Here is a 23,938-nt window from a genome sequence, read left to right as displayed (position 1 = left end):
AGAGTGGCTTTTTATTTTTAGGGATAACTGATTTAGGCAAGTGGTTACTTTAATAACATAGCTAAAGCATGTTTATTTCTTCCTACTGCTTTGTTAGAAGTACTTATTGACTATCGTCAATTCCGTGCGACGTCTTCGCTCTAAAAGCAATTAGCAGCTAAATTAATAATTATTCGTTATATTTTATGATTATGCGTAAGGGTGAGATTAGCCTTACTTACAGTCGTTTATTTTTAAAAGGCTCTCATAAAATTTAATTATGTAAAAAGGCACGTTTTCGATCATAATATTAGAGATTCAGTCAGCAATATTTAAAATCACTTATGCGCTTTATAGACATTAGTTATAAATTATTAGTCATAGGTTATCTAATTAATCACTAACCAAATTTATTGGCATGTTATTTAAATATATGGCGAAGTCTCGTTTATCCCAAATTAATTGGTATTAAATTGTTTTTATTACCTTTAATTTACATGGAATACATGTATGACGAACCATGTGTGGGCTCAGATATATCATGGTTCGTTATGCAAAGTTATATACGATGTTGAATACAACAAAAATTGCTGATAACTTATTAAATATATTATAAAAAATGTGGTGCGTAAAAGATTGTCGTTGAAATTGTCGACGGTTTAATCTGAAATGCGTATTAATAGGCTATTATAGCTTCAAAAATAGAAAGAGGAATTGTTCATCAACGAAAAATACAACCTTAGCTCCACTCGTCGAAATCCTTGGATTTATATTAGTGTCATCGTATTGATATTTATATTTATAGGATTTGCAGTAACGTTGATGCCTAAAGCTTTTAAGATGACTCACGAGCAAATAGGCACCGGCTTGCCGGCTCTAGTGTTTATTTACGATCCAAACCTTGTAGTTAGCATAAGCCAGACTGAACAGATGAATAAAGCTCGTGATCAGCTTGGTGTCCAAGTTCTCTTTCTTATCGCCAAAATTAGGACCCCAGAGGGAGACCAGTTTATCGCTGAATATCAAGCTAGCCCTGCGGAGCTTTTACTCTTTGATCCATCTGGGAGACTGATTAAAAGGCAGTTCGCTTTGAGAAATTCTAGCGAACTAACAGAGTGGATCACGGTAGATGGGCTTTAATTTTGGCATGCTAGTTTCGAACATTATCCGCAGCTACAATTTTCCTCGAAAAAAAACCACTCAATAAGTGGTTTTTTTATGCGTTGAATTTATGGTGGAAAGTCAGACTTATTCAACCGTTATACTAAGCTTGTGAGATTAAATGAACATCGCGTTGTGGGAACGGGATCTCGATATTGTTTTCTTTCAGAGCTAAGTAAATTGCTTTGTAGGCTTTAAATTTAGCATCATAATAATTAGCCGTGGGCGTCCATAAGCGTATCGAAATATTGATAGAGCTGTCAGCAAATTCGCTAATACCAATTTGTGGTTCGCGCGATTCACCAACGATATTGAGTTCCTCTATCGTTTTTTCTAAAATAGTAACCACTTGTAATGGATCTTCTTTATAAGCGATACCCACTGTTAACTCTAATAATGAGTCATGTTTGGAGTTGTGTAATATCTCGCCAACAATATGTTTGTTCGGTATGGTAATCGCAACACCGTCTTGGTCATGAATTATGGTATAAGCCAGGAGAACTTCTTTGACTATGCCGGTAACACCGCGCACAGTTATGGTATCGCCAACCACGAAGGGGCGAATAATAATAATATTAAAACCAGCTGCATAGTTAGCTAATAAACCTTGTAAGGCTAAGCCTGCGCCAAGAGAAATGGCACCAATGGCAGCTATAAATGGCGTAACACTAATGCCTAATTTACTTAACGAGATAACGGTTATCATAATAACGATAAGCATTTTGGTGGTACTGGCCAAAAACTGACTTAAGGTGATATCAAGTTTATGTTTTGTACATAGTCTCAATACAACATTGGATATTTTGCCTGCGACGATATAACCGAGCGCGAAAATGATGAAGGCGCCAATCAATTGGAAGGTATAATTAGCAAAAAAATTAACAATGATATTATAAATATAACTGACCTGATCTATTTCTTGTCGTAATAAATCGGTTGGCGCTAGAGAGAGTGTTTTTTCTACTACGGGGCTTTCACTTGCTACTTTTTCAAACATATATTTTCCATGAGTTTTTGGTGTTAGATTATGTGGAGTTCAATTAACAGCATAGCGCTATTGGTTAATGTTAAGGGCGATAAAGCTAATAATGTGTATGATAATAGCCATAAATAAAGACTGTAGCTTTATTTTATCTTTTTCACCCAATAGGTTATGCTTAAACTTCAGGTTAAATTCTACCCAGTAACGTATTAAAAAGCACTCAATTATTCATGAATGAACAAACCTCAATATGGCAAAGGGACTATCAATCAGCTGATTTTGCTGAGCTTTGTAATGCGCTATACGAAAGAGAGTTGGGGCAGTTGAGTATAGATCCTCTTTTATCAGCCCCATTGATGCAGGGTCGATTAAAAAGTTTACCTCATTATATCAAGCGTACGGCAAATTCCATGTTACAGGTGCAAACACCTCTAAAGCTTGATGTGCAAAATGCAACTTGGTCAGCTAAACAAGGTGTACAGATGCCATTAAATGGTCAAGACAGCGAGTCAGTAAAACAGTGGTATTTATCGGCAACGTTGCATCATGGCCTAGTGGTGCCTATTGCCAAAGATTCCACGATATTATTAGACTCTATTGACAGAATTGATTTTGAGCAACAGCGTTTTCGAACCAATCTTCATGGTTGGTTCTCTTTAACTGAGCTTGAACAAAACCAGGCAATAGGGCAGTTACTCAAGCCTAATAAGAAAGTGATGACGGCAGCTTGTAGTGGCCATTGTTGGTTAAATGCCCATCGAGCAAACCCTTTAACACCGAGTTTGCGTGAGTTGTTATTATCTTGTGCCATTAACTGGCGTAACTTTAAGCAATCGTTAGCAATTTAATTTTTAAAAATTATAAATGTGTTAATAATGTTTACACCAGCAAACACCGATTTATAATGGCAACCGTACTGGTACTTCTCTGACTAAATTTTAGGCTTTACATTAGGTTTTTATGCGCGCTATAACCGTACTATTACTGGTTTTTTTGATGTTATTACAATACCGACTATGGTTCGGGAAAAATAGTGTGCCTGACTATCTAGCTTTGGAACAAGAAGTTGAACGTCAAATAGCAGACAATGACAAGCTCAAACAACGTAATAAATTATTATATGCTGATACCGACGATTTAAAATCAGGCGTCGAAGCTATTGAAGAGCGCGCTCGAAATGAGTTAGGGATGATAAAAGAAAACGAAACATTCTTTCGTTTAATACCCTCTGAAAAAAACACCATGCAAATAGACCCGGAATAATAACGTTATGCTAATTAATCCAACAGAGCTCACTCAACAATTTATTGCTGTTGTCCCTGCCGCTGGTGCAGGTAAACGTATGCAGGCAAATTGCCCTAAGCAATATTTAACTATTGATAATAAAACGATTTTAGAACACACCATTGAACGCCTGTTAAGTCATCCGTCGATAAATAAAGTTATTATTGCGCTCAGTGCAAATGATGAATATTACCCACAAACGTCATTAATCAATAATGCTCAGGTTGAAACAGTTATTGGCGGCAAAGAACGAGTCGACTCAGTTCTGGCTGGATTAACAGCGATTGACCCTGAGCACCATTTTTGGGTCTTAGTGCATGATGCTGCGAGACCTTGTGTTACTCATGATGATATTTCAACGTTAATTGCTCGTTGCCTAGCAAAAGAAGTGGGCGGATTATTAGCTGCACCGGTGCGAGACACCATGAAACGATCGGTTTTGAGTACGTTAAATGGTCCGCAAGTTTTGTCAACGGTCGCGCGAGAGCATTTATGGCACGCGCTAACACCGCAAATGTTTCCGGTGCGAGAATTAAAAGCCGCGATTATTAATGGCCTTAATCAGGGAGCTGAACTCACTGATGAGTCATCAGCAATTGAACGGGCTAATTTACCTAGTCTGTTAGTTTCGGCAAGCAGTGAAAATATAAAAATTACTCATCCAGATGATCTCGCTTTAGCTGCTTTTTTCTTAGCTAAGCAAAAACAACAGCAACAAAAACCAACATTACAGGAAACACCATGAGAATAGGTCACGGCTTTGATGTACACAAATTTGGTGGCAAAGGCCCTATTGTTTTAGCCGGTGTAGAAATAGATTATCCGCAAGGCTTTATTGCTCACTCGGATGGTGATGTTGCAATTCACGCTTTGTGTGACGCAATATTGGGGGCGCTTTGCTTAGCCGATATTGGTAATCACTTTCCCGATACAGATGGCCAGTATGAAAATATCGATAGTCGAATTTTATTAAAGCATGTTGTCGGTTTAATGATTGAAAAAGGCTATCAACTCGGTAATGCCGATATTACTATCGTTGCACAAGCCCCTAAAATAGCACCACATTTATTGGCGATGCGTACTTGCTTAAGTGAAGACTTACAAGCAGAGCTAGATCAAGTGAATGTAAAAGCAACCACGACTGAAAAGTTAGGTTATGCAGGTCGTAAAGAAGGCGTGGCTGTTCACGCTGTGGTCTTACTGACAAAATCTTCTGCAGCCGTTATAGAGAATAATCAATAAAATGAGCAAGTCATTACAATATTTATATACCCAACCGAATGCCACTGGCCAACTTCGTAGTGAAATGTCTGATTTTAAGGTTTTTGAAAAATTACCTTTTGAACCTTGCGGCGAAGGTGAGCATTTATTTATTCATCTGAGAAAAACTGGCACCAATACGCTGGTTGTTGCCCGAGAGTTGGCTAAATACTTTAAGGTAAAAGAAGGCTTAGTATCTTATGCCGGCTTAAAAGACAGATTTGCTGTTACCGAGCAGTGGTTTGGTATTCACCTACCAGGCAAAGCGATTTATGATTTAAGTAACTTAGCCATCGAAGGTGTCGAAGTTCTTTCCCAACAACGTCATAACAAAAAATTACGCATCGGTGCCTTGTCAGGTAATCGCTTCGAATTAGTGTTACGTAATGTCAGTAATACCGATGATGTCTTACGCCGCTGGGCAGCGGTTAGCCAATTTGGTGTACCCAACTACTTTGGTGAACAACGCTTTGGTATTAATGGCGGCAACCTTGAAAGAGCGTTAGAGTTATTTCAAGGTAAGAAAGTAAAAGATAAAAAGAAACGTGGCCTTTATTTATCGGCGGCTCGCTCAGAAATATTTAATCAAATAATCAGTACACGTATTGAAAAAAATCAGTTTGAATCCTTACAAATGGGTGATGTTTTTATGTTAAGCGGTACACAGTCAGTATTTTTGGCTGATGAAATTGATGCAACCATTCGTCAACGCTTTCAAGAAAAAGATATCGACTTAACGGCTGCGCTGTGGGGCGCTGGCAAATTAATGTCGCAAGGTGAATCACAACAGCTAGAGCAACAGGTTGCCGATGGTTACGCTGACTTTTGCCAAGGTTTAGCTAAATTTGGCTTAAAGCAAGAACGACGTAGAATTAGGTTGTCGTTAACTGAAGGCAGTATAAAGTCGGTTGATGACACTATAACATTGAGCTTCTTTTTACCTTCTGGTTGTTATGCAACCACCATTTTACGTGAATTAATCAGTTATCAAGATATGACAGAGCGAGCGGTAAACTAATGAAAATATTACTCAGTAACGATGACGGTGTTCATGCTTTAGGCATTAAAGTTTTACACGACGAATTAGTAAAAATAGCTGAGGTAACGGTAGTCGCACCCGATAGAAACTGTAGTGGTGCCAGTAACTCTTTAACGCTAATGAATCCGCTACGCATTCAAACGTTAGACAATGGTTTCATTTCAGTAAACGGCACGCCAACCGATTCAGTTCATCTTGGCATCAGTCAGCTGTTGACACCTGATTTAGTTGTTGCCGGTATTAACTGTGGCGCAAACCTAGGCGATGATACTTTATATTCAGGTACGGTAGCGGCGGCAACAGAAGGGCGCCATATGGGAATGCCAGCAATCGCTGTTTCCTTGGTGGGTCAAAGTGAACAAAATTACCAAACAGCTGCCGTGGTTACGGCAAAATTTATTCAACGTTTACAATCTCATCCATTAGCCGTCGATCAAATTATCAATATTAATGTCCCTGATATTCCGCTTAGTGAATTAAAAGGTGTCAAGGTGACACGCTTGGGTAATCGTCATAAAGCAGAAATGATGGAAAAAACGCAAGACCCATGGCAACGTGATATATATTGGTACGGTCGATTAGGCCAAGAGCAAGACTGTGGCGAAGGTACAGACTTTCATGCTATTGCCAATGGTTATGCATCGATAACCCCGTTAACTGTTGATATGACCGCCCATGATAGTTTGGCATCGATCACTCGTTGGGTCGGCGACTTAATCATTTAAGTTCCCGTTGAGTTATTGCTAAATTTTAGATAAATCACATGTTAATTTGAAAATAAAAAAAATAAAAAGAGCAGGTTATGAATGTAAGGGTAGGGAGCAATGTGAGCGGTAAATCACGTCGTAGCGGCGAGCTATTAGCGCAAAAATTATACGCAGAAGGGATACGTGATCAGCGGGTGTTGCAAGCGATTGCTCAATCACCTCGTCATATTTTTGTTCCTGAAATCTTAGCGCATAAAGCATACGACAATACGGCTTTGCCTATTGGGCAGGGACAAACTATTTCTCAACCTTATATAGTGGCAAAAATGTCAGAATTATTATTAGCGGACGGTGTCCCTGACAGCATTCTAGAAATAGGGACAGGGTCTGGTTATCAAACATCCATCCTTACACAATTGGTTGCTAAAGTTTTTTCGGTCGAGCGTATTAAGGCATTACAATGGCAGGCGAAACGTCGCTTGCAATCAATAGATTTAAATAACGTCTCAATGAAGCACGGTGATGGCTGGCAAGGGTGGAGTAGTAAGTCTCCCTTTCAAGCGATTATTGTTACTGCAGCGCCAACCGAAGTACCTAAGGCATTACTGGAACAGTTAGCTGATGGTGGGCGCTTAGTGATACCTGTTGGCACAGATACGCAAATACTAAAAGTTATTACTCGTCATGGCGATGAGTATAAAGAACAACAAGTTGAAATGGTTAAATTTGTACCACTTGTACCCGGCGCGTTAATTTAATTTTTCATCGCTTGATATAAAAAGTTGTGCCAGTACGTTACTGCCATAGCCCTAGATTAGCTGCAGAGTATTGTGGTCTTTGCATAAATAAACTAAACAATATTACTCACTCTTTATTATCTGAAAAAAAGGTATGATTTAATTGAAAATTTTTTCAAAAATGTATGAATGGACACTTCGTTTTGCTGAACATAAATTTGCGCCAAGAATGTTGGCACTATTAACTTTTGCTGAATCTATATTTTTCCCTATTCCCCCTGATGTGCTTCTAGCACCCATGGTGCTGGCTAAACCACACAAAGCATGGTCTTACGCCACATTAACAACGATAGCTTCAATTCTGGGAGGCTCTGTTGGTTATTTACTCGGTTATTATATGTTTGAACCTTGGATACAACCGGCAATTACCGCTATGGGTAAGCAAGAGGCTTTTGACGCCGTTGTGCTGTGGTTTCAGCAGTGGGGTGTTTGGGTTGTCTTTATTGCTGGATTTTCACCGATCCCTTATAAATTATTCACAGTCAGTGCTGGCTTCTTACATATGGCTTTTCTGCCTTTTTTAATCGCTTCAGCAATTGGTCGTGGAATGCGATTTTTCTTGGTTGCCGGTATTATTCGCTGGGGAGGGGCCGCCATGGAACAAAAGATAAGACAATGGGTAGATATACTGGGTTGGCTAATTGTTGCGCTTATTATTGTGGCTTATTTTGTTTTACGTTAAATGAATACAGACAACGCTAGGATGGTTTTTTGATTTTAAATCGTGAAAATTATGCTCTATTAAGCACTAAAAAAATCACTTATGTGGTTTTTTTAGTGCTTAGTTTGTCTGTGGTAGGTTGTTCTTCTAACCATAAACCGGCCCCCGTTGTTGATGTTCAAGGCTCAGTTCCATTAAGTAAGCGTGTTAAAAATAGCTTAAAAGGTCGCGAGTACATCGTTAAAAAAGGTGAAACCTTATATTCTATTGCTTGGCGAGCCAATGTTGATATTAGTAGCTTAGCCACTTTTAATAATCTGGTATCTCCTTACAAAATATTCCCTGGACAAAAATTATTTTTAGTTAAAAATTCGAGCCAAGCCACTAGTAATATAGCGCGCAATGAAAAGCCGAAAAGTAACATACCAACAAGGGTAAAAAAACCTGTTGCATCAAATAAAAAGCAGGCGTATGGTAAAAATGTAAGAGGGCAAAAAGTAAACAATAAAACCTCTGCAAATGGCACAAGTTTTTCTCAAAAAATAAGAAATTGGTTGTGGCCTGCTCAAGGAAAAGTTATTGAAGGTTTTTCTACAGCAAAACAAGGTAACAAAGGAATAAACATCGCAGGTATACGTGGTGACTCGATTAAATCGACAGCTGATGGCGTGGTGGTTTATGCCGGAGATGCTTTACGAGGATACGGTCAGCTAATTATTGTTAAACATAATGATGATTACCTTAGTGCTTATGCTCATAACGATAGTATCTTAGTGAAAGAACAACAGTCGGTAAAAGCGGGTCAGGTTATAGCGAAAATGGGTGATACAGACGCTGAAAGAGTCATGCTTCATTTTGAAGTTCGCTTTCGCGGTAAATCAGTAAACCCTATGAAGTATCTGTCTAAATAACAACAAATAATAATAATAATAAATTGGAGTTAGTGTGCATATTTAATCATTGATAGTTGGCTTTGCTAAATATTGGGAGATACAGCATGAGTATAGAAAAAGAATTGGTAAGTACTAGTGTAGATAAAAAAGAATCAACTAGAGCATCATCTAAAGATAGAGAAGATGTACCATCGAATTTAGACGCCACTCAATTGTATTTAAGCGAAATTGGATTTTCTCCATTACTTAGCGCTGAAGAAGAAGTGTACTTTTCTCGCCTTGCCCTTAAAGGTGATGAACCCTCAAGAAAACGCATGATCGAAAGTAATCTGCGTTTAGTTGTTAAAATTTCCCGTCGTTATAATAATCGTGGTTTACCCTTACTTGACCTTATTGAAGAAGGTAACTTAGGTTTGATCCGCGCAGTAGAAAAATTTGATCCCGAACGAGGATTTCGTTTTTCAACTTATGCAACATGGTGGATACGTCAAACGATTGAACGTGCCATTATGAATCAAACACGCACTATTCGTCTCCCTATCCATGTCGTTAAAGAACTCAATATTTATTTACGCACTTCGCGTGAATTAGTACAAAAGCTTGATCACGAACCTACCGCAGAAGATATTGCTGAAGCGCTTGATGTGCCAGTCGCTAATGTCACTAAAATGCTGCGTCTAAATGAACGTATGACCTCAGTCGATTCCCCCTTCGGTGGTGAAAACGATAAAGTATTACTTGATGTGATCCCTGATGATAAAAGTGGTGGTCCAGAAGGTAGCTTGCAAACATCCGACATTAAAAATAATATTATTCACTGGTTAAACGAACTTAACTCTAAGCAACGTGAAGTACTTGCCCGTCGTTTTGGCTTATTAGGATATGAAGCGGCAACATTAGAAGATGTTGGCGTTGAAATTGGTTTAACACGTGAACGTGTTCGTCAAATTCAAGTTGAGGCGCTTAAGCGTTTACGCGATATTTTAAGTCAACAAGACTTATCGATTGAAGCCTTGTTTCAAGCGTAGATATTTTAGCTTCGATAAAACAAAAAACCAGCAATTGTTGGTTTTTTTTTACTTATTATTAAGGGCTACATTTTACTTTTAAACTCAAACAATAAATCTAATGCTTGTTTGGGGGTTAAATCGTTTACATCAATTGATGACAATGACTCTAGTACGGGGTGAGTGTTATCAATAAATGAAAGTTGCTCAAAGGGTTGTTGTTCGACATTGATAACAGAAGGAGCCTGTTGTCTTTCCAGTTCAGCCAAGCGTTGTTTAGCCCGTTGAATAACGGTCTTAGGCACACCGGCAAGTTGTGCAACCTGTAAGCCAAAGCTCTTACTTGCAGCGCCTTCTTGAACGGTATGCATAAAGACGATGGTATCACCATGCTCAACCGCATCTAAATGAACATTAACCAAGCTCGGTATCTGATCGGCTAACAGGGTTAGCTCAAAATAATGACTAGCGAATAAAGTAAAGGCTTTAGTTTTAATCGCCAGCATTTCAGCGCAAGCCCAAGCAAGAGATAAACCGTCATAAGTACTGGTTCCTCTGCCTATTTCATCAAGTAACACTAAACTTTTTTCTGTTGCATTATGGAGAATGTTTGCGGTTTCTGTCATTTCAACCATAAAGGTTGAACGACCACTCGCTAGGTCGTCAGAAGCGCCAATACGGGTAAATATTCGATCAACCATACTAATGTTTGCCGCATCAGCAGGGACATAGCAACCAATATGAGCCAATAAAACAATGAGCGCTGTTTGACGCATATAGGTTGATTTACCGCCCATATTAGGACCCGTAATGATCAACATCTTACGTTCATTATTTAAAGTAACTGGATTAGCAATAAAGGGCTCACTAGTCATTAACTCAACGACAGGATGACGACCGGCTTTAATCTCAATACCGTCATTTTGGCTTAGACTTGGTTTAACATAATTTAGGCTTTCTGCTCGTTCTGCAAAGGTATTTAAAACGTCTAGTTCTGCGACAGCCTGAGCAAGTAATTGCAGTTTTTCTAAATCAGGTAATACTAAATCGAACAATTCATCGTATAAACGTTTTTCTAAGGCGAGAAACTTACTCTGTGCGCTAAGCACTTTTTCTTCATGTTGTTTTAGTTCATTAGTAATAAAACGTTCGTTATTTTTTAAGGTTTGTCGGCGAATATAATCATCAGGTACATCGTTCGCGGCAGTACGACTCATTTCAATAAAGAAGCCATGAACCCTGTTATAGCCTACTTTTAAGGAACTAATACCGGTACGTTCTTTTTCACGCGCTTCGAGTTGGGCAAGAAATTCAGTTGCACCATCACTTAAGTCACGTAAGACATCAAGTTCTTCATGATAGCCTTTGGCAATAACGCCACCATCACGGATAAGAACGGGTGGGTTTTCAACTAAAGCATGCTGTAATAAGTCATGTAAGTCGGGTATTGGAAAGCTTTTTGACGCTAATTCAGTGATATGTGCTTGCTGACAAGTTTGTAAATGTTGCTGAAGTTCAGGCAATTGACTTAAAGCATTACGTAAACGAGCAAAATCTCTTGGACGCGCAGAGCGTAAGGCAATGCGAGAAACAATACGTTCAATATCACCAAAAGATTTAAGTTGGCTAAATAATTCAGTCGTTAAATCTTGTGACAATAGTTCACTAATTGCATTTTGACGTGCAGTTAATATGTTTAAATCACGTAAAGGAAAATGTAACCAACGTTTTAGTAATCTAGAACCCATTGGTGTCGCTGACTTGTCTAATACCGATGCTAGGGTATTTTCAAATCCACCTTGTAAGTTTTGCGTGAGTTCTAAATTACGACGAGTTGCCGCATCTAAAATGACACCAGAAGCAGAAGACTCACAAATAATGGCTCGAATGTGAGGAAGCGCACTGCGTTGACATTCTTTTACATATTGAAATAAACAACCAGCGGCCATTAAGCCTAATGATTTATCACCAACACCAAAGCCAGAAAGTTCTTTAGTGCCAAATTGTGTATTTAGTAAATTAGTAGCTGTGTCTAAATCAAACTCCCATTCAGGTCTTCTTCTTAATCCTTGATAGCCTTTTAGTAACTCTGGCACTGAGAACGATTCACTGTAGAGTAATTCAGCAGGAGATAAACGCTGTAGTTCAGCTTGTAACTGTTCAATGGTATTTGGCTCAGTCAGTACAAAGCGACCACTGGTCATATCAAGATAAGACAGCCCAAAGCGTTGCGATGACTTATTATTGCCTTCACTTACCGCAACAATTAGGTTGTCATGTTTATCAAGTAATAATGCTTCATCACTCACCGTACCTGGGGTAATAACTCTAACAACTTTACGTTCAACAGGGCCTTTGCTGGTTGCTGGGTCACCAATTTGTTCACAAATGGCAACAGATTCACCCAGTTGTACTAATTTTGCTAGATAATTTTCCACCGCATGATAGGGAACGCCCGCCATAGGTATTGCATTGCCACCTGTCTTGCCGCGAGCGGTTAATGAAATATCGAGCAAATCAGATGCTTTTTTCGCATCATCAAAAAATAACTCGTAAAAGTCACCCATGCGATAAAAAATTAAAATATGAGGGAACTCAGCTTTAATGGTTAAGTACTGGCGCATCATAGGGGTGTGTGAGGATAAGTCTAAGTTTGCTGTCGTCATTTCTATGCGGTAACTCATAAGTTCAATTAAAGAGTAAGGTGGCAATTATGTCATAACTGGCAAATTTAGACTCTATTTATTTAACTAAAGTTTTTACTGAATACGATAATGTTTATGCAATTATTTTACAGCAATAATATAAATAGTAACTTTTTGTCGGGTAATGGCTAAAAGTTACTGTTGCTGTTTATTCTCAATTTTATCAGTAACTTAAAAGTCACCTTGTTTTGTTTTTGATAATACAATTAAAATAGTTGTAAAAAAGCTTGATACTGTACGGTCATACAGTATACTTGCTTCATCAAAACGAAATCTTAGCAACATCGGCGGAACAAACATGAAAGATGATAAAGAAAAAGCATTAGCAGCAGCATTAAGTCAAATTGAAAGACAATTTGGTAAAGGCTCAATTATGAAGCTTGGTGATAATAACACCATGGATGTTGAAACCATTTCTACAGGTTCATTGGCGCTTGATGTTGCACTCGGTGCGGGTGGTTTGCCACTTGGGCGTGTTGTTGAAATTTATGGTCCTGAATCAAGTGGTAAAACAACGTTAACGCTTGAAGTTATTGCTGAAGCTCAGCGTAACGGTAAAGTTTGTGCCTTTGTTGATGCTGAGCATGCACTTGACCCTATTTATGCTGAAAAGTTAGGTGTTAACATCAACGAATTACTTGTTTCTCAGCCTGATACCGGTGAGCAAGCATTGGAAATTTGTGACATGCTAACGCGTTCAGGTGCTATAGACGTTATTGTTGTCGATTCTGTTGCTGCCCTTACACCAAAAGCAGAAATTGAAGGCGATATGGGTGACTCTCATATGGGATTACAAGCCCGTATGCTTTCACAAGCAATGCGTAAGTTGACAGGTAACTTGAAAAAATCAAATACCATGATTATTTTCATTAACCAAATTCGTATGAAAATTGGTGTAATGTTTGGTAGCCCTGAAACCACAACTGGTGGTAATGCACTTAAGTTTTATGCTTCTGTTCGTTTAGATATTCGACGTATCGGTGCTGTAAAAGCAGGCGACGAAATTATTGGTAACGAAACTCGCGTAAAAGTGGTTAAAAACAAAATAGCGCCTCCTTTTAAACAAGCAGAATTTCAGATTTTATATGGCGAAGGTATTAACAGCTTAGGTGAATTAATTGATTTAGGTGTTTTGCATAACATGGTTGAAAAAGCCGGTTCTTGGTATAGCTACAATGGCGATCGTATTGGCCAAGGTAAAGCAAATGCGGCTAAATCTTTAGCAGAAAAACCTGAAATGGCAAAAGAACTTGATAAGCGTTTACGCGACTTACTGTTAATTAAAAGTGTAAGAGCAAGTGAAAAGCCAGCTAAAGAAGAAGAAGCTGTAGAATAAACATTAAACATTAAACGTTTAAAAAATTATTAAGCCACTGTATTTACAGTGGCTTTTTTATATCTAATTAGTGACTTCTCTCTCTTATGCTATCGTTCTTTAATATGCTGATATAGTATTTTACCTAAGCATCTTTACTGCCCGAATACCCCCCGTTTTTCTACGTAGCACTCTATTAGGCTAGTTCCACCAATATTTACTCGCTAGGGTTATAGATGACAAATAATATTAACGTAAAAAACATTATAGACGTCTATACGTTTAGATGTTGACATAGCTAAAAATACACGTACCATAAAATGATAATATTTATATATCCGTTATCATTCGTAGTGCTTGAGTTAGTCGAAACCTGTATGTTGATTGGTAGCCATAATATAAGTTAATAAATGAAAGTAGAGAACGAAGTGTTCATGCTTGTTTGACATTATTTGATTAGGTAAACGCTATGCCCATTAAAATTCCAGATTTATTACCTGCTTTGTCTATTTTAGGTGAAGAAAATATTTTTGTAATGTCTGAGCGTAGAGCGGCAAGTCAAGAAATTCGCCCAATGAAAGTCGCTATTCTCAATCTAATGCCTAATAAAATTGAAACAGAAGTTCAAATATTACGGGTATTGTCTAATACACCTTTACAAATAAATGTCGATTTTGTACGTATTCACGCCAATGAATCCAAACATACGCCGAAAGAGCACTTAGATAATTTTTACCGTCTCTTTGATGACATTAAAAATACTCAATACGATGGCCTAATTATAACCGGTGCACCATTGGCGTTAATGGAATACGAAAAAGTAACTTTCTGGGATAAAATCTGTGAAATATTTGATTGGGCTGAAGAAAATGTCACCTCAACAATGTTTTCTTGTTGGGCTGCTCATGCCGCTCTATATCATCACTATGGATTGCGACGACATTTAAGAAAAGAAAAATTATCTGGTGTTTTTCAGCATAGCCCTGTTGACCAAAAAGAACAGCTTACCCGCGGCTTTGAAGAATTTTTTAATGTCCCACACTCACGATTTGGATATATTGATAAGTCTGATTACCTATCAATTCCTGAATTAAAGATTGTTGCTGAATCTCCTCAAGCAGGCGTTTATGTGGTCGCGAGCAAAAATAAACAGCAGGTCTATTTAACCGGTCATCCAGAATATGACTCAACCACGCTAGATGAAGAGTTTCAACGTGACCTTAAGGCTGATGTTGATGCAGTTATGCCCAATAATTACTATATTAATGATGATATAACAAAAGTGCCACACAGTTCATGGCGTAGTCATGCCAGTTTATTATTTACTAATTGGCTAAACTATTATGTCTATCAGATCACACCGTACAAGCTAGACGCAACAAATATTAAAGCAATACACCCAGATGCAGAAATATAAACAGTGTCGGATATATCTAGCCATTAAATTAAGTTTGAAAGTAAAAGTAGAGAAATAGTATGAAAAAATCAGCATCATTTAGTCGTCTTGAGCAACAAATACAAAAAAGAATTCTTATTTTAGATGGTGCTATGGGGACGATGATCCAAGCCTATAAATTTGAAGAACAAGATTACCGAGGTGAACAGTTTGCTGATTGGCATCTTGATGTCAAAGGCAATAATGATATGTTAGTGCTTACACAACCCGAGGTAATTAAAGCTATTCACTATGAATACCTTGAAGCGGGTGCTGATATTCTTGAAACGAATACTTTTAATGCCACGACGATTGCGATGGCAGATTACGATATGCAGTCTTACAGTGCGGCAATCAATTTAGCGGCGGCACAAATAGCCCGTGCAGCAGCGGATGAATTTACCGCTAAAAACCCTGATAAGCCTAGGTTTGTTGCCGGCGTTTTAGGGCCAACGAACAGAACATGTTCTATTTCACCCGATGTTAACGATCCTGCTTATCGTAATGTGACTTTTGATCAATTAAAAGATGCCTACATAGAATCAACGAAAGCACTGATTGAAGGTGGCTCAGATATTATTCTTATTGAGACTATCTTTGATACCTTAAATGCTAAAGCGGCTATTTTTGCGGTTGAAACTGTTTTTGATGAATTGCAGTTACGTTTACCAGTAATGGTCTCGGGTACCATTACTGATGCATCAGGCAGAACATTGTCTGGGCAAACCACCGAAGCTTTTTATAATTCATTGCGCCACGCAAAACCTATTTCATTTGGTTTGAACTGTGCATTAGGTCCGGTTGAACTAAGACAATATGTCGCAGAATTGAGTCGAATATCAGACTTTGCTGTTTCAGCTCATCCTAATGCAGGCTTGCCTAATGCCTTTGGTGAATACGATTTCAGCGTCGAAGATATGAATGTTCATGTCAATGAGTGGGCTGAGTCGGGATTCCTTAACATTATTGGTGGCTGTTGTGGTACAACGCCAGCGCATATAAAAGGTATGGCGGATGCGGTTGCCAATGTAAAACCTAGGGAAATCAGCGCCAGGAAAATTGCTTGTCGTTTGTCTGGGCTTGAAGCGTTAACCATAGAGGAAAGTTCATTATTTGTTAACGTTGGCGAACGAACTAATGTTACTGGCTCTGCTGTATTTAAGCGCTTAATTACCGAAGAAAATTATGAACAAGCCGTCGCTGTTGCCCTGCAACAAGTTGCCAATGGCGCGCAAATTATAGATATAAATATGGATGAAGGCATGCTTGATTCGAAAGCGGCGATGATCCGTTATTTGAATTTAATCGCCGGTGAACCTGATATCGCGAAGGTGCCGATTATGCTTGATTCTTCTAAATGGGATATTTTAGAAGAAGGCTTGAAATGTATTCAGGGCAAGGGGGTTGTTAACTCAATCAGCTTGAAAGAGGGCGAAGAAAACTTCCGTAAACAAGCTGAACTTCTACGCCGTTATGGTGCGGCTGTTATTGTTATGGCCTTCGACGAACAAGGTCAAGCAGACACTCGGGTACGTAAGTATGAAATATGTAAACGTGCTTATGAAATTTTAGTCAATGAAATAGGCTTTCCTGCAGAAGATATTATCTTTGATCCCAATATTTTTGCAGTAGCAACCGGTATCGAAGAGCATAATAACTATGCGGTAGATTTTATTGAAGCGGTTGCCGATATAAAAGAAAACCTGCCTCATGCGATGATTTCGGGCGGTGTTTCTAACGTGTCATTTTCATTTCGTGGTAATAACCCAGTACGTGAAGCGATTCATGCGGTGTTTTTATATCACGCAATAAAAAATGGTATGGACATGGGCATTGTAAATGCAGGTCAGTTAGCTATTTATTCAGATATTCCTGACGATCTCCGCCTTGCTGTTGAAGATGTCATACAAAATAGCGATGACGACGCAACAGAACGCTTACTTGATGTGGCTGAGTCTTATCGCGGGCAAGCGGGGAGCAAAAATAATAAGGCTGATTTAACCTGGCGTGAGCTACCGATTAAAGAGCGTTTAGAATACTCTTTGGTTAAAGGCATTAATGAATTTATTGTCGAAGATACTGAAGCAGCAAGGCTAGTTGCTGAACGACCTCTTGATGTTATTGAAGGGCCATTAATGGATGGTATGAATACCGTTGGCGATTTATTTGGTGCTGGCGAAATGTTTCTGCCACAAGTGGTAAAATCGGCCCGAGTGATGAAACAAGCTGTTGCTCATTTAAATCCATTTATTGAAGCTGAAAAAACTGAAATAAAATCAAACGGTAAAATCTTACTAGCAACGGTAAAAGGTGATGTCCACGATATTGGTAAAAATATAGTCGGTGTTGTTTTGCAATGTAACAACTACGAAATTATTGATTTAGGTGTCATGGTTTCTTGTGATGATATCTTGCGTGTGGCGAAAGCCGAAAAGGTCGATGTGATTGGATTGTCAGGTTTGATAACACCGTCACTTGATGAAATGGTGCATGTTGCTAAAGAAATGAAACGTCTTAATTTTGACTTGCCGTTACTTATTGGTGGCGCGACAACATCAAAAGCTCATACTGCCGTTAAAATAGAGCAACAATATCAACATCCGGTGATATATGTGCCTAATGCGTCGCGTTCAGTTTCAGTCGTTAGTACCTTACTTTCAGATGATAGTGAGAAACGTGCGGCATTTTTAGCGCGTCAAGATGATGAATATGTGCGGGTACGTGAGCGTCATTATAAAAAAGGACCACGTTCAAGCTTAATATCATTAGAAGATGCACGCGCAAATGCTGCGCCGATAAGTTTTGAAAACTATACCCCTAAAATACCCAATAAACTTGGTATTACGGTACTTGATAATCTTGATTTAAATGTCATTCGAAACTACATCGATTGGACGCCATTTTTCATGACTTGGCAATTATCAGGCAAATATCCGCTTATTTTACGACACGAAGTGGTCGGCGAAGAGGCAACTAATCTATTTAATGATGCTAATGCTTTATTAGACGATATTATTAACAGTAAAAAGTTAACGGCAAAAGCGGTTTTTGGTCTGTTTCCAGCTCATCGTCAACAAGACGATTTAATATTGTTTGCAGATGAAAACCGAGATAAGCAATTGATGAAACTGCATCAATTACGTCAACAAAGTAAAAAACCAGCAGGGCAGTTTAACCGTTGTTTGGCTGATTACATCGCGGATAAAACCTCAGGTATTAAAGATTATGTTGGTGCTTTCGCGGTATCTGCAGGTTATGGTTGTGATGACCTAGTGAAGGAGTTCGCCGCTCAACATGATGACTACAATAGTATTTTAGTTAAAGCTGTTGCCGACCGATTAGCAGAAGCGAGTGCTGAATATCTCCATGAAAAAATTCGCAAAGAATACTGGGGATATGCCCCACAAGAGTCGCTTGCTAATGATGATTTAATTCGTGAAAAATATCAAGGTATTAGACCTGCGCCGGGTTATCCTGCCTGTCCAGAGCATACTGAAAAAGGTTTGTTGTGGGAACTACTCAATGTTGAAGAAAACATCGGCATGGAACTAACCTCAAGTTTTGCCATGTGGCCTGGAGCCGCGGTTAGTGGTTGGTACTTTGCTCACCCAGAATCAAAATACTTTGCGGTCGCTAAAGTCGCTAAAGACCAAGTGATTAATTATGCGACTCGCAAAGGGATGACATTGCCACAAGCAGAGCGTTGGCTGTCAGCTAACTTGGATTATGAACCTGAGTAATTAATATAGCCATTATCATTTAGTTTATACGGCAACGGCCTTAAATCTCTGTAAAGTAGGTTTAAGGCCGTTGTTCATTTGACTACTCAATGTTAAACGACGAGATGACCTGTGTTGTGTATTAAAAGGTTCTTTCGATAAACCAATAAATAGCGATAACGGCGATAAGCGCACTTAACGGTATCACCACGTATTGTCTATATTGAGGTTTTTTAGCAAACCAGCGCGTCGCTAATAAAGCTAAGGCAATGACCGTTATTTGACCCAACTCAACGCCAATATTAAATGAAATTAAGCTACTGACATACTCACTCTTGGGTAAGCCCAGTTCAACAAGTACTGCTGCAAACCCTAAACCGTGCAGTAAACCAAAAGCAAAGATAATGGGTAAGCGCCACTTTGTTAGTTTGTGATAAAAAATATTCTCAATAGCCACGTAAGCAATTGATAAGGCAATAAGCGGCTCTACAATGCTGCTGGGTAGGTTGATAATACCAAATATACCCAAAGCTAGCGTAATTGTATGGGCAAGAGTAAAGGCACTTACCTGCCAGAGCAGTGTTGATGTCTTAGTGGCTAATAAAAATAGCGCGAGCACAAAGAGAATATGATCAAGCCCTTGCGGCAGAATATGTACAAAGCCCTGATAGATATACTCAACAATATTAAGTAGCTTAATTTCGGCTGTTGAAAGTTTACGTACACCACCCTTGATATCATCAATAGAAAAGTGATGGCTGTTCTGGCCGGATAGCACTAAAGATTTCTCTGAACGGCTGACTGTTAATAAGACATCCCCTAAGATGGGCGAAAATATCAAGGCTGCGTTGTTACTTTTTTGTGGTAATTGACCCTGCGACGATAGCTTAATGGTTTTAGTCGGTGAGTCAGCGCGAAGTCTTGCTTTTAATTCAAATACCGTTAGCCCTGAAAAAGGGGCAACAAGCACACTTTCTTCATCAATAATAAAAGCGCTTTGTTGATTTATTATTTGCAATATTTTTGAGAGTAATTGCTTTATTTCAATTAAAGAGAGGTTTTTTAGATGATTAATTAAATCTGCCTCATCTACTGATGATTTTTGATGACTTTTAATGACATGCAAAACATCAATATCGATACTAAGTTGGTAGTTATTATCTACAAGTAATTTTAGCTCTGCTTGGTTAGCTTCATTGGTGTGAGCATTTACTAGTGCAGGTGATAAAAGTAGTAATAGGGCAAAAGTTGTTTGTAAAAGGCGCGTAATCATAAAAGTAATATCAGCTAGTCATTGATAAAAAATAAAGCGACAAATTAACGTATTTAGCACGAAATTAACAGTGGTCAAATTATTATTTCAGTATTGAACTATTAACTTAAAAGTTTATACTGTGTTTGTATACAGTTTAGGTTGAGTTGCCCATAGCGAAAATATGCTTTATTTTTTCACAACGAAATAAGGGACTTTTGATAAACATGATTACTATAATTAAAACATGACTAAAACATGACTCAAAGCCGAAAAATAATACATATAGATATGGACTGTTTCTATGCCGCTGTTGAAATGCGTGACAATGAGTCTTTACGTAATGTGCCACTTGCGGTCGGCGGTACAGGGCCCCGAAGCGTCTTGTGTACGTGTAATTACCAAGCAAGAAAATTTGGTGTTCGCTCGGCAATGCCAGCAATAAAGGCGATGCAACTTTGCCCTGAGCTAGTTATTGTTTCAGGCAGAATGGCTGTTTACCAAGAAGTTTCTGCACAAATAAGGGCGATATTTCAACGTTACACTCAGTTGATTGAACCATTGTCGCTTGATGAAGCCTTTCTTGATGTTACCCATAACAAAGAGTTTAACGGCAGTGCGACGCTTATTGCGGAGCAAATACGTCGTGATATTTTTAATGAACTCAATCTAACCGCCTCGGCAGGTGTTGCTCCTAATAAATTTATTGCTAAAATTGCCAGTGATGAAAATAAACCTAATGGTCAATGTGTTGTTACGCCCGCAGACGTGAGTGGTTTCGTTGAAAATTTACCATTGAAAAAAATTCCGGGTATTGGCCCAAAAACAGCACAAAAATTATTGGGTTACGGCTTCTCGTCATGTGCAGATATACGAGCAAGTTCTGTCGCCGTATTAACACCTATTGTCGGCAAGTTTGCCCCTGCATTGTATCAACGAAGTTTTGGTATTGATCATCGCCAATTAGAAACCGACAGAGTAAGAAAATCATTAGCGATAGAAACCACTTTTTCTCAAGACTTGTCTTGTGAAAAAGTGTGTGAAAGTGCCGTTGAGCTTTTATATGAGAAGCTTTTAGTGAGGTTAGAAAAACATCAGCATATGGTTATTAGTAAGCAAGGGATTAAACTTAAGTTTAATGACTTTACCCAAACAACAGTGGAACAGCAAAGCAGCCACTGTGATGAAAACACCTTTAAACAATTACTGTTAAAAGCACTGTTGCGTAGTCAATCTAGGGGAATACGTTTAATAGGATTAACGCTAGGTTTTGCTGAGCATAATAACAAAGAAACACAGCAGCTTTGTTTTAGTTTATAAACAGTACTGACTTGATATGATGTCAGTACCGGTATTTTAGTTTTTATTACTGTGCCTATTACTGTGCTTATGCGGGTTTAATGATTTCTTTAACCGCCAATTCTAATTTTGGATCGTTAATATTTGAGCTGGTAGATTTGAAAACAACTTGTCCACTTCTATTGATAAAAAATGTCGTTGGTGTACCTTTTACGCCATATAACTTAGCAACTTTTTCCCCTTCAACACCGGTAATAAATTGATAACCTCGTTGAGTAATCGAGTCTTGTGGTTTTGCTCCTTCATCTTCACTAAAACTAATAGCAACAATCTCAATGCCGGTATTTTTATACTTTTCAGTTAGCTCGACTAATTTAGGCTGCAATTTTTTACAATAGGGACACCATGTTGCCCAAAAATGTAAAATCACCGGCTTGCCCTGATAGTCTGCTAATGAAATGCTTTTACCGGCTTGGGTTTTTAGTGTCCAGTTTGGGGCTTGGTTGGCTTTATTGTCATTGGCGTTAACGTTGAACGACAATATGCTAACGAATATTATAATAATTGATAAAAATGCTTTCATGAAACAACCTACTTTTATTTATATGACTCACTACTTTAGGAGACCTTGATTACGGCGAAATTATTTCGAGCTTTTTATTAACAAAAAAGCCTATCGTATTGATAGGCTTTTTGGCACTTCATTTAAAAGTATTATAAACCTAACACTTTTTTACCTTGCTTAAAGGTAATATCAACAGGAATATTAGCCGCTTCAATACGCGCTAAGTCTTCTGCTAAATCGGCTTTAATGACACCGCTTTTTGCAACAAGTGCAGCCACACCTTCATAATCACCATTACCTTGTAGAGTTAAAATAAGCTCAGACAACGAATCAATAGCGGCAGTCATCTTATCAATGTTGACAGAGTATAACCCTTGCGAGTTACGGGTAAACGCCCCTTGCTCAGCAAAGTAATTAAACCGTACCATGTTGGCTTTACCGTGAGCAGATGTTGCGCCAAAGCGCACTGAACGGAAAATTCCCGCTAAGAAGGTTGTGTAATAATCTTGCAATGTACCTTCTTCAATGGCGCCTTTAATCAGTAACTGGCGGATCATATAAAGCCCAAGAATATCGGCCTTACCTTCTTCTAGTGCTGACGCATGTTCTTTTAATGATTGGCGTACTGTGCCCTTATCATTAATGGTATTTTTGATACCCAAACCATGGGCAACCTCATGAAACATCGTATTAGCAAAGAAGGCATTGAATGTTACATTTTCACGTTGCTCAGCAACGATTAAGGTACTAGCAATGGGTAACATAATATTATCGAACTTGGCTTGCATCGCATTTTTAAGTTGTAAGCGGCGCGTACCTTTCTCTAACTGTACTTTTTCGTCATTGGGGAGATTAATCGCAATGGTTTTACTACCGGCATTAGAATGACCTGCATAATAAATGACGTCATATGCGTTTAAGTCTGCATCAGAGCCGGGTACTTCTTTTTTATAAGCTTTTTTAACGGGTAAGTCTTTTTGTAATTCGGGTAAATATTCAGCATATTTAGCGAGCTTTTCACTCCAGGCTAAATCTTTAATCAGCACATAAGATTCAAAAGCAGCGCGGTAACCATAAAGCTGATCTTCGTAGGTTTCTATTGGGCCAATAACGACATCAATAGGATTGTTTTTCATATCCATCCAAGCAAAATCAGACGCTTGAAAGTCATCATGACGGATTGCTGTCGCACGTAAATTTAAGTAATTTGCAAATTCTTTATCATCAGCAAAGCTTGATGCTTTTTCTAATATAGCCGCAATACGATTAATGCTATCGCTATAAAGCTCAGAAAAAGCCACTGACGTTAATTGGCCATCGCTGGTACGCTTAACGACCGAATATAAGCCACTCTTGTCAGCAAAATCTGCTTGCTCAAATTCAGCTTTGGTTAAGTCATTAGGGTAAAACTCTGCGCCAGCCGCTTTTGCTTGATATCCAGAAAGGAAAGGTTTATCGCCATCTAATCTATCCCAAGGACCATAATTGATACGGGCAAATTCACGGACCTTTTCATCTTCAATACTAGCAAGGAAGCTTGCTTTGTCTTCACCAAAAGCCTGTTGCCAGAAAAGTTCATCAATAATATCTGAAGCTTCAATAAGCAATACGATCATTTTTTTCTGGTTTTTAGACAAGTGGCTCAAATCAGCACTAAGTGTTACTGGCTTATATATGTCTAAACGACTTTTGGCTTCTGCTAATAAAGTAGGCGCTGAACGTGGTTGTTTATTATTTTCACTACAAGCGCTTAATAGGCTAGTGGCAAGCAAAAGGCCAGTAGCGAGTTTTGTTAGTCTCATTTTTATTCTCACGTATTTTTTGAATATGTATATATAATGCAAAGAGATTACCAAAAATAGCAGGATGCGCAAGGTC

The 23,938-nt window shown here is 38.5% G+C and carries 20 protein-coding genes; 15 read left to right on the top strand and 5 right to left on the bottom strand.

What is annotated here, in order from left to right:
- Positions 1-693: 693 nt before the first annotated feature.
- Complete coding sequence (locus H4J57_RS00215; RefSeq protein ID WP_220470243.1) at positions 694-1,119, top strand: hypothetical protein; 426 nt, start codon at positions 694-696, stop codon at positions 1,117-1,119.
- A gap of 124 nt (positions 1,120-1,243) precedes the next feature.
- Here H4J57_RS00215 and H4J57_RS00210 read toward each other — a convergent pair whose 3' ends face one another.
- Positions 1,244-2,137, bottom strand: a complete 894-nt coding sequence (locus H4J57_RS00210; protein WP_182241601.1) for a mechanosensitive ion channel family protein — start codon at positions 2,135-2,137, stop codon at positions 1,244-1,246.
- 215 nt (positions 2,138-2,352) lie between these two features.
- Here H4J57_RS00210 and H4J57_RS00205 point away from each other — a divergent pair, with 215 nt between their 5' ends.
- The 10 genes from H4J57_RS00205 (at position 2,353) to rpoS (ending at position 9,791) form a co-directional block, all read left to right on the top strand.
- Positions 2,353-2,970 (top strand): hypothetical protein, encoded by a 618-nt coding sequence (locus tag H4J57_RS00205; RefSeq protein WP_182241600.1) that lies wholly within the window; start codon positions 2,353-2,355, stop codon positions 2,968-2,970.
- A 112-nt stretch (positions 2,971-3,082) separates the two neighbouring features.
- Positions 3,083-3,385 carry a cell division protein FtsB gene (gene ftsB / locus H4J57_RS00200; RefSeq protein WP_182241599.1) on the top strand — a complete coding sequence of 101 codons (303 nt, stop codon included), beginning with the start codon at positions 3,083-3,085 and terminating at the stop codon, positions 3,383-3,385.
- 7 nt (positions 3,386-3,392) lie between these two features.
- Positions 3,393-4,151 (top strand): 2-C-methyl-D-erythritol 4-phosphate cytidylyltransferase, encoded by a 759-nt coding sequence (gene ispD / locus H4J57_RS00195; protein ID WP_182241598.1) that lies wholly within the window; start codon positions 3,393-3,395, stop codon positions 4,149-4,151.
- On the top strand, positions 4,148-4,648 hold the full coding sequence (ispF, locus tag H4J57_RS00190) for a 2-C-methyl-D-erythritol 2,4-cyclodiphosphate synthase (protein ID WP_070374503.1): 501 nt from the start codon (positions 4,148-4,150) through the stop codon (positions 4,646-4,648). The genes ispD and ispF overlap by 4 nt, the downstream gene beginning before the upstream one ends.
- Position 4,649: 1 nt before the next feature.
- Positions 4,650-5,684 carry a tRNA pseudouridine(13) synthase TruD gene (truD, locus tag H4J57_RS00185; protein ID WP_182241597.1) on the top strand — a complete coding sequence of 345 codons (1,035 nt, stop codon included), beginning with the start codon at positions 4,650-4,652 and terminating at the stop codon, positions 5,682-5,684.
- Positions 5,684-6,430, top strand: coding sequence for a 5'/3'-nucleotidase SurE (gene surE / locus H4J57_RS00180; protein ID WP_070374501.1), 747 nt, complete (start codon positions 5,684-5,686; stop codon positions 6,428-6,430). The genes truD and surE overlap by 1 nt, the downstream gene beginning before the upstream one ends.
- Positions 6,431-6,531: 101 nt before the next feature.
- Complete coding sequence (locus tag H4J57_RS00175; RefSeq protein ID WP_404842419.1) at positions 6,532-7,170, top strand: protein-L-isoaspartate(D-aspartate) O-methyltransferase; 639 nt, start codon at positions 6,532-6,534, stop codon at positions 7,168-7,170.
- Positions 7,171-7,312: 142 nt separating this feature from the next.
- Positions 7,313-7,891, top strand: a complete 579-nt coding sequence (locus H4J57_RS00170; RefSeq protein WP_182241596.1) for a YqaA family protein — start codon at positions 7,313-7,315, stop codon at positions 7,889-7,891.
- A gap of 29 nt (positions 7,892-7,920) precedes the next feature.
- Entirely contained in the window at positions 7,921-8,781 is an 861-nt protein-coding gene (locus tag H4J57_RS00165) for a peptidoglycan DD-metalloendopeptidase family protein (RefSeq protein ID WP_220470242.1), read from the top strand.
- 86 nt (positions 8,782-8,867) lie between these two features.
- Positions 8,868-9,791, top strand: coding sequence for an RNA polymerase sigma factor RpoS (rpoS, locus tag H4J57_RS00160; RefSeq protein WP_182241595.1), 924 nt, complete (start codon positions 8,868-8,870; stop codon positions 9,789-9,791).
- Between the two features lie 65 nt (positions 9,792-9,856).
- Here the strand turns inward: rpoS and mutS are convergent, their stop codons facing one another.
- Positions 9,857-12,436, bottom strand: a complete 2,580-nt coding sequence (mutS, locus tag H4J57_RS00155; protein WP_182241798.1) for a DNA mismatch repair protein MutS — start codon at positions 12,434-12,436, stop codon at positions 9,857-9,859.
- 337 nt (positions 12,437-12,773) lie between these two features.
- Here mutS and recA point away from each other — a divergent pair, with 337 nt between their 5' ends.
- The 3 genes from recA (at position 12,774) to metH (ending at position 18,965) form a co-directional block, all read left to right on the top strand.
- Complete coding sequence (recA, locus tag H4J57_RS00150) at positions 12,774-13,811, top strand: recombinase RecA (RefSeq protein WP_182216951.1); 1,038 nt, start codon at positions 12,774-12,776, stop codon at positions 13,809-13,811.
- 448 nt (positions 13,812-14,259) lie between these two features.
- Positions 14,260-15,207, top strand: a complete 948-nt coding sequence (gene metA, locus H4J57_RS00145) for a homoserine O-succinyltransferase (RefSeq protein WP_182231053.1) — start codon at positions 14,260-14,262, stop codon at positions 15,205-15,207.
- Positions 15,208-15,266: 59 nt separating this feature from the next.
- Positions 15,267-18,965 (top strand): methionine synthase, encoded by a 3,699-nt coding sequence (metH, locus tag H4J57_RS00140; protein ID WP_182241594.1) that lies wholly within the window; start codon positions 15,267-15,269, stop codon positions 18,963-18,965.
- A gap of 121 nt (positions 18,966-19,086) precedes the next feature.
- Here the strand turns inward: metH and H4J57_RS00135 are convergent, their stop codons facing one another.
- Entirely contained in the window at positions 19,087-20,217 is a 1,131-nt protein-coding gene (locus tag H4J57_RS00135) for a HupE/UreJ family protein (RefSeq protein WP_182241593.1), read from the bottom strand.
- A 237-nt stretch (positions 20,218-20,454) separates the two neighbouring features.
- On the opposite strand from H4J57_RS00135, the gene dinB reads away from it, so the two are divergent.
- Complete coding sequence (dinB, locus tag H4J57_RS00130; RefSeq protein ID WP_182241592.1) at positions 20,455-21,516, top strand: DNA polymerase IV; 1,062 nt, start codon at positions 20,455-20,457, stop codon at positions 21,514-21,516.
- A gap of 67 nt (positions 21,517-21,583) precedes the next feature.
- On the opposite strand, the gene H4J57_RS00125 is transcribed toward dinB, so the two are convergent.
- Both H4J57_RS00125 and H4J57_RS00120 read right to left on the bottom strand, forming a co-directional pair.
- Positions 21,584-22,078, bottom strand: coding sequence for a peroxiredoxin (locus tag H4J57_RS00125; protein WP_182241591.1), 495 nt, complete (start codon positions 22,076-22,078; stop codon positions 21,584-21,586).
- A gap of 131 nt (positions 22,079-22,209) precedes the next feature.
- Positions 22,210-23,862, bottom strand: coding sequence for a dipeptidyl-peptidase 3 family protein (locus tag H4J57_RS00120; RefSeq protein WP_182241590.1), 1,653 nt, complete (start codon positions 23,860-23,862; stop codon positions 22,210-22,212).
- Between the last annotated feature and the right edge of the window lie 76 nt (positions 23,863-23,938).

The organism is Colwellia sp. BRX8-7 (assembly GCF_014077275.1).
GTDB lineage: Bacteria > Pseudomonadota > Gammaproteobacteria > Enterobacterales > Alteromonadaceae > Colwellia_A.
Note: the sequence above shows the minus strand (reverse complement) of the source record. Positions and strands in the feature narration are given on the sequence as shown.

Bases quoted from the DNA above. Each gene is read 5' to 3' on its own strand.
- H4J57_RS00210 (WP_182241601.1), bottom strand. From the start codon at position 2,137: ATGTTTGAAAAAGTAGCAAGTGAAAGCCCCGTAGTAGAAAAAACACTC.
- H4J57_RS00205 (WP_182241600.1), top strand. From the start codon at position 2,353: ATGAATGAACAAACCTCAATATGGCAAAGGGACTATCAATCAGCTGAT.
- ftsB (WP_182241599.1), top strand. From the start codon at position 3,083: ATGCGCGCTATAACCGTACTATTACTGGTTTTTTTGATGTTATTACAA.
- ispD (WP_182241598.1), top strand. From the start codon at position 3,393: ATGCTAATTAATCCAACAGAGCTCACTCAACAATTTATTGCTGTTGTC.
- ispF (WP_070374503.1), top strand. From the start codon at position 4,148: ATGAGAATAGGTCACGGCTTTGATGTACACAAATTTGGTGGCAAAGGC.
- truD (WP_182241597.1), top strand. From the start codon at position 4,650: ATGAGCAAGTCATTACAATATTTATATACCCAACCGAATGCCACTGGC.
- surE (WP_070374501.1), top strand. From the start codon at position 5,684: ATGAAAATATTACTCAGTAACGATGACGGTGTTCATGCTTTAGGCATT.
- rpoS (WP_182241595.1), top strand. From the start codon at position 8,868: ATGAGTATAGAAAAAGAATTGGTAAGTACTAGTGTAGATAAAAAAGAA.
- mutS (WP_182241798.1), bottom strand. From the start codon at position 12,436: ATGACGACAGCAAACTTAGACTTATCCTCACACACCCCTATGATGCGC.
- recA (WP_182216951.1), top strand. From the start codon at position 12,774: ATGAAAGATGATAAAGAAAAAGCATTAGCAGCAGCATTAAGTCAAATT.
- metA (WP_182231053.1), top strand. From the start codon at position 14,260: ATGCCCATTAAAATTCCAGATTTATTACCTGCTTTGTCTATTTTAGGT.
- metH (WP_182241594.1), top strand. From the start codon at position 15,267: ATGAAAAAATCAGCATCATTTAGTCGTCTTGAGCAACAAATACAAAAA.
- H4J57_RS00135 (WP_182241593.1), bottom strand. From the start codon at position 20,217: ATGATTACGCGCCTTTTACAAACAACTTTTGCCCTATTACTACTTTTA.
- dinB (WP_182241592.1), top strand. From the start codon at position 20,455: ATGACTCAAAGCCGAAAAATAATACATATAGATATGGACTGTTTCTAT.
- H4J57_RS00125 (WP_182241591.1), bottom strand. From the start codon at position 22,078: ATGAAAGCATTTTTATCAATTATTATAATATTCGTTAGCATATTGTCG.
- H4J57_RS00120 (WP_182241590.1), bottom strand. From the start codon at position 23,862: ATGAGACTAACAAAACTCGCTACTGGCCTTTTGCTTGCCACTAGCCTA.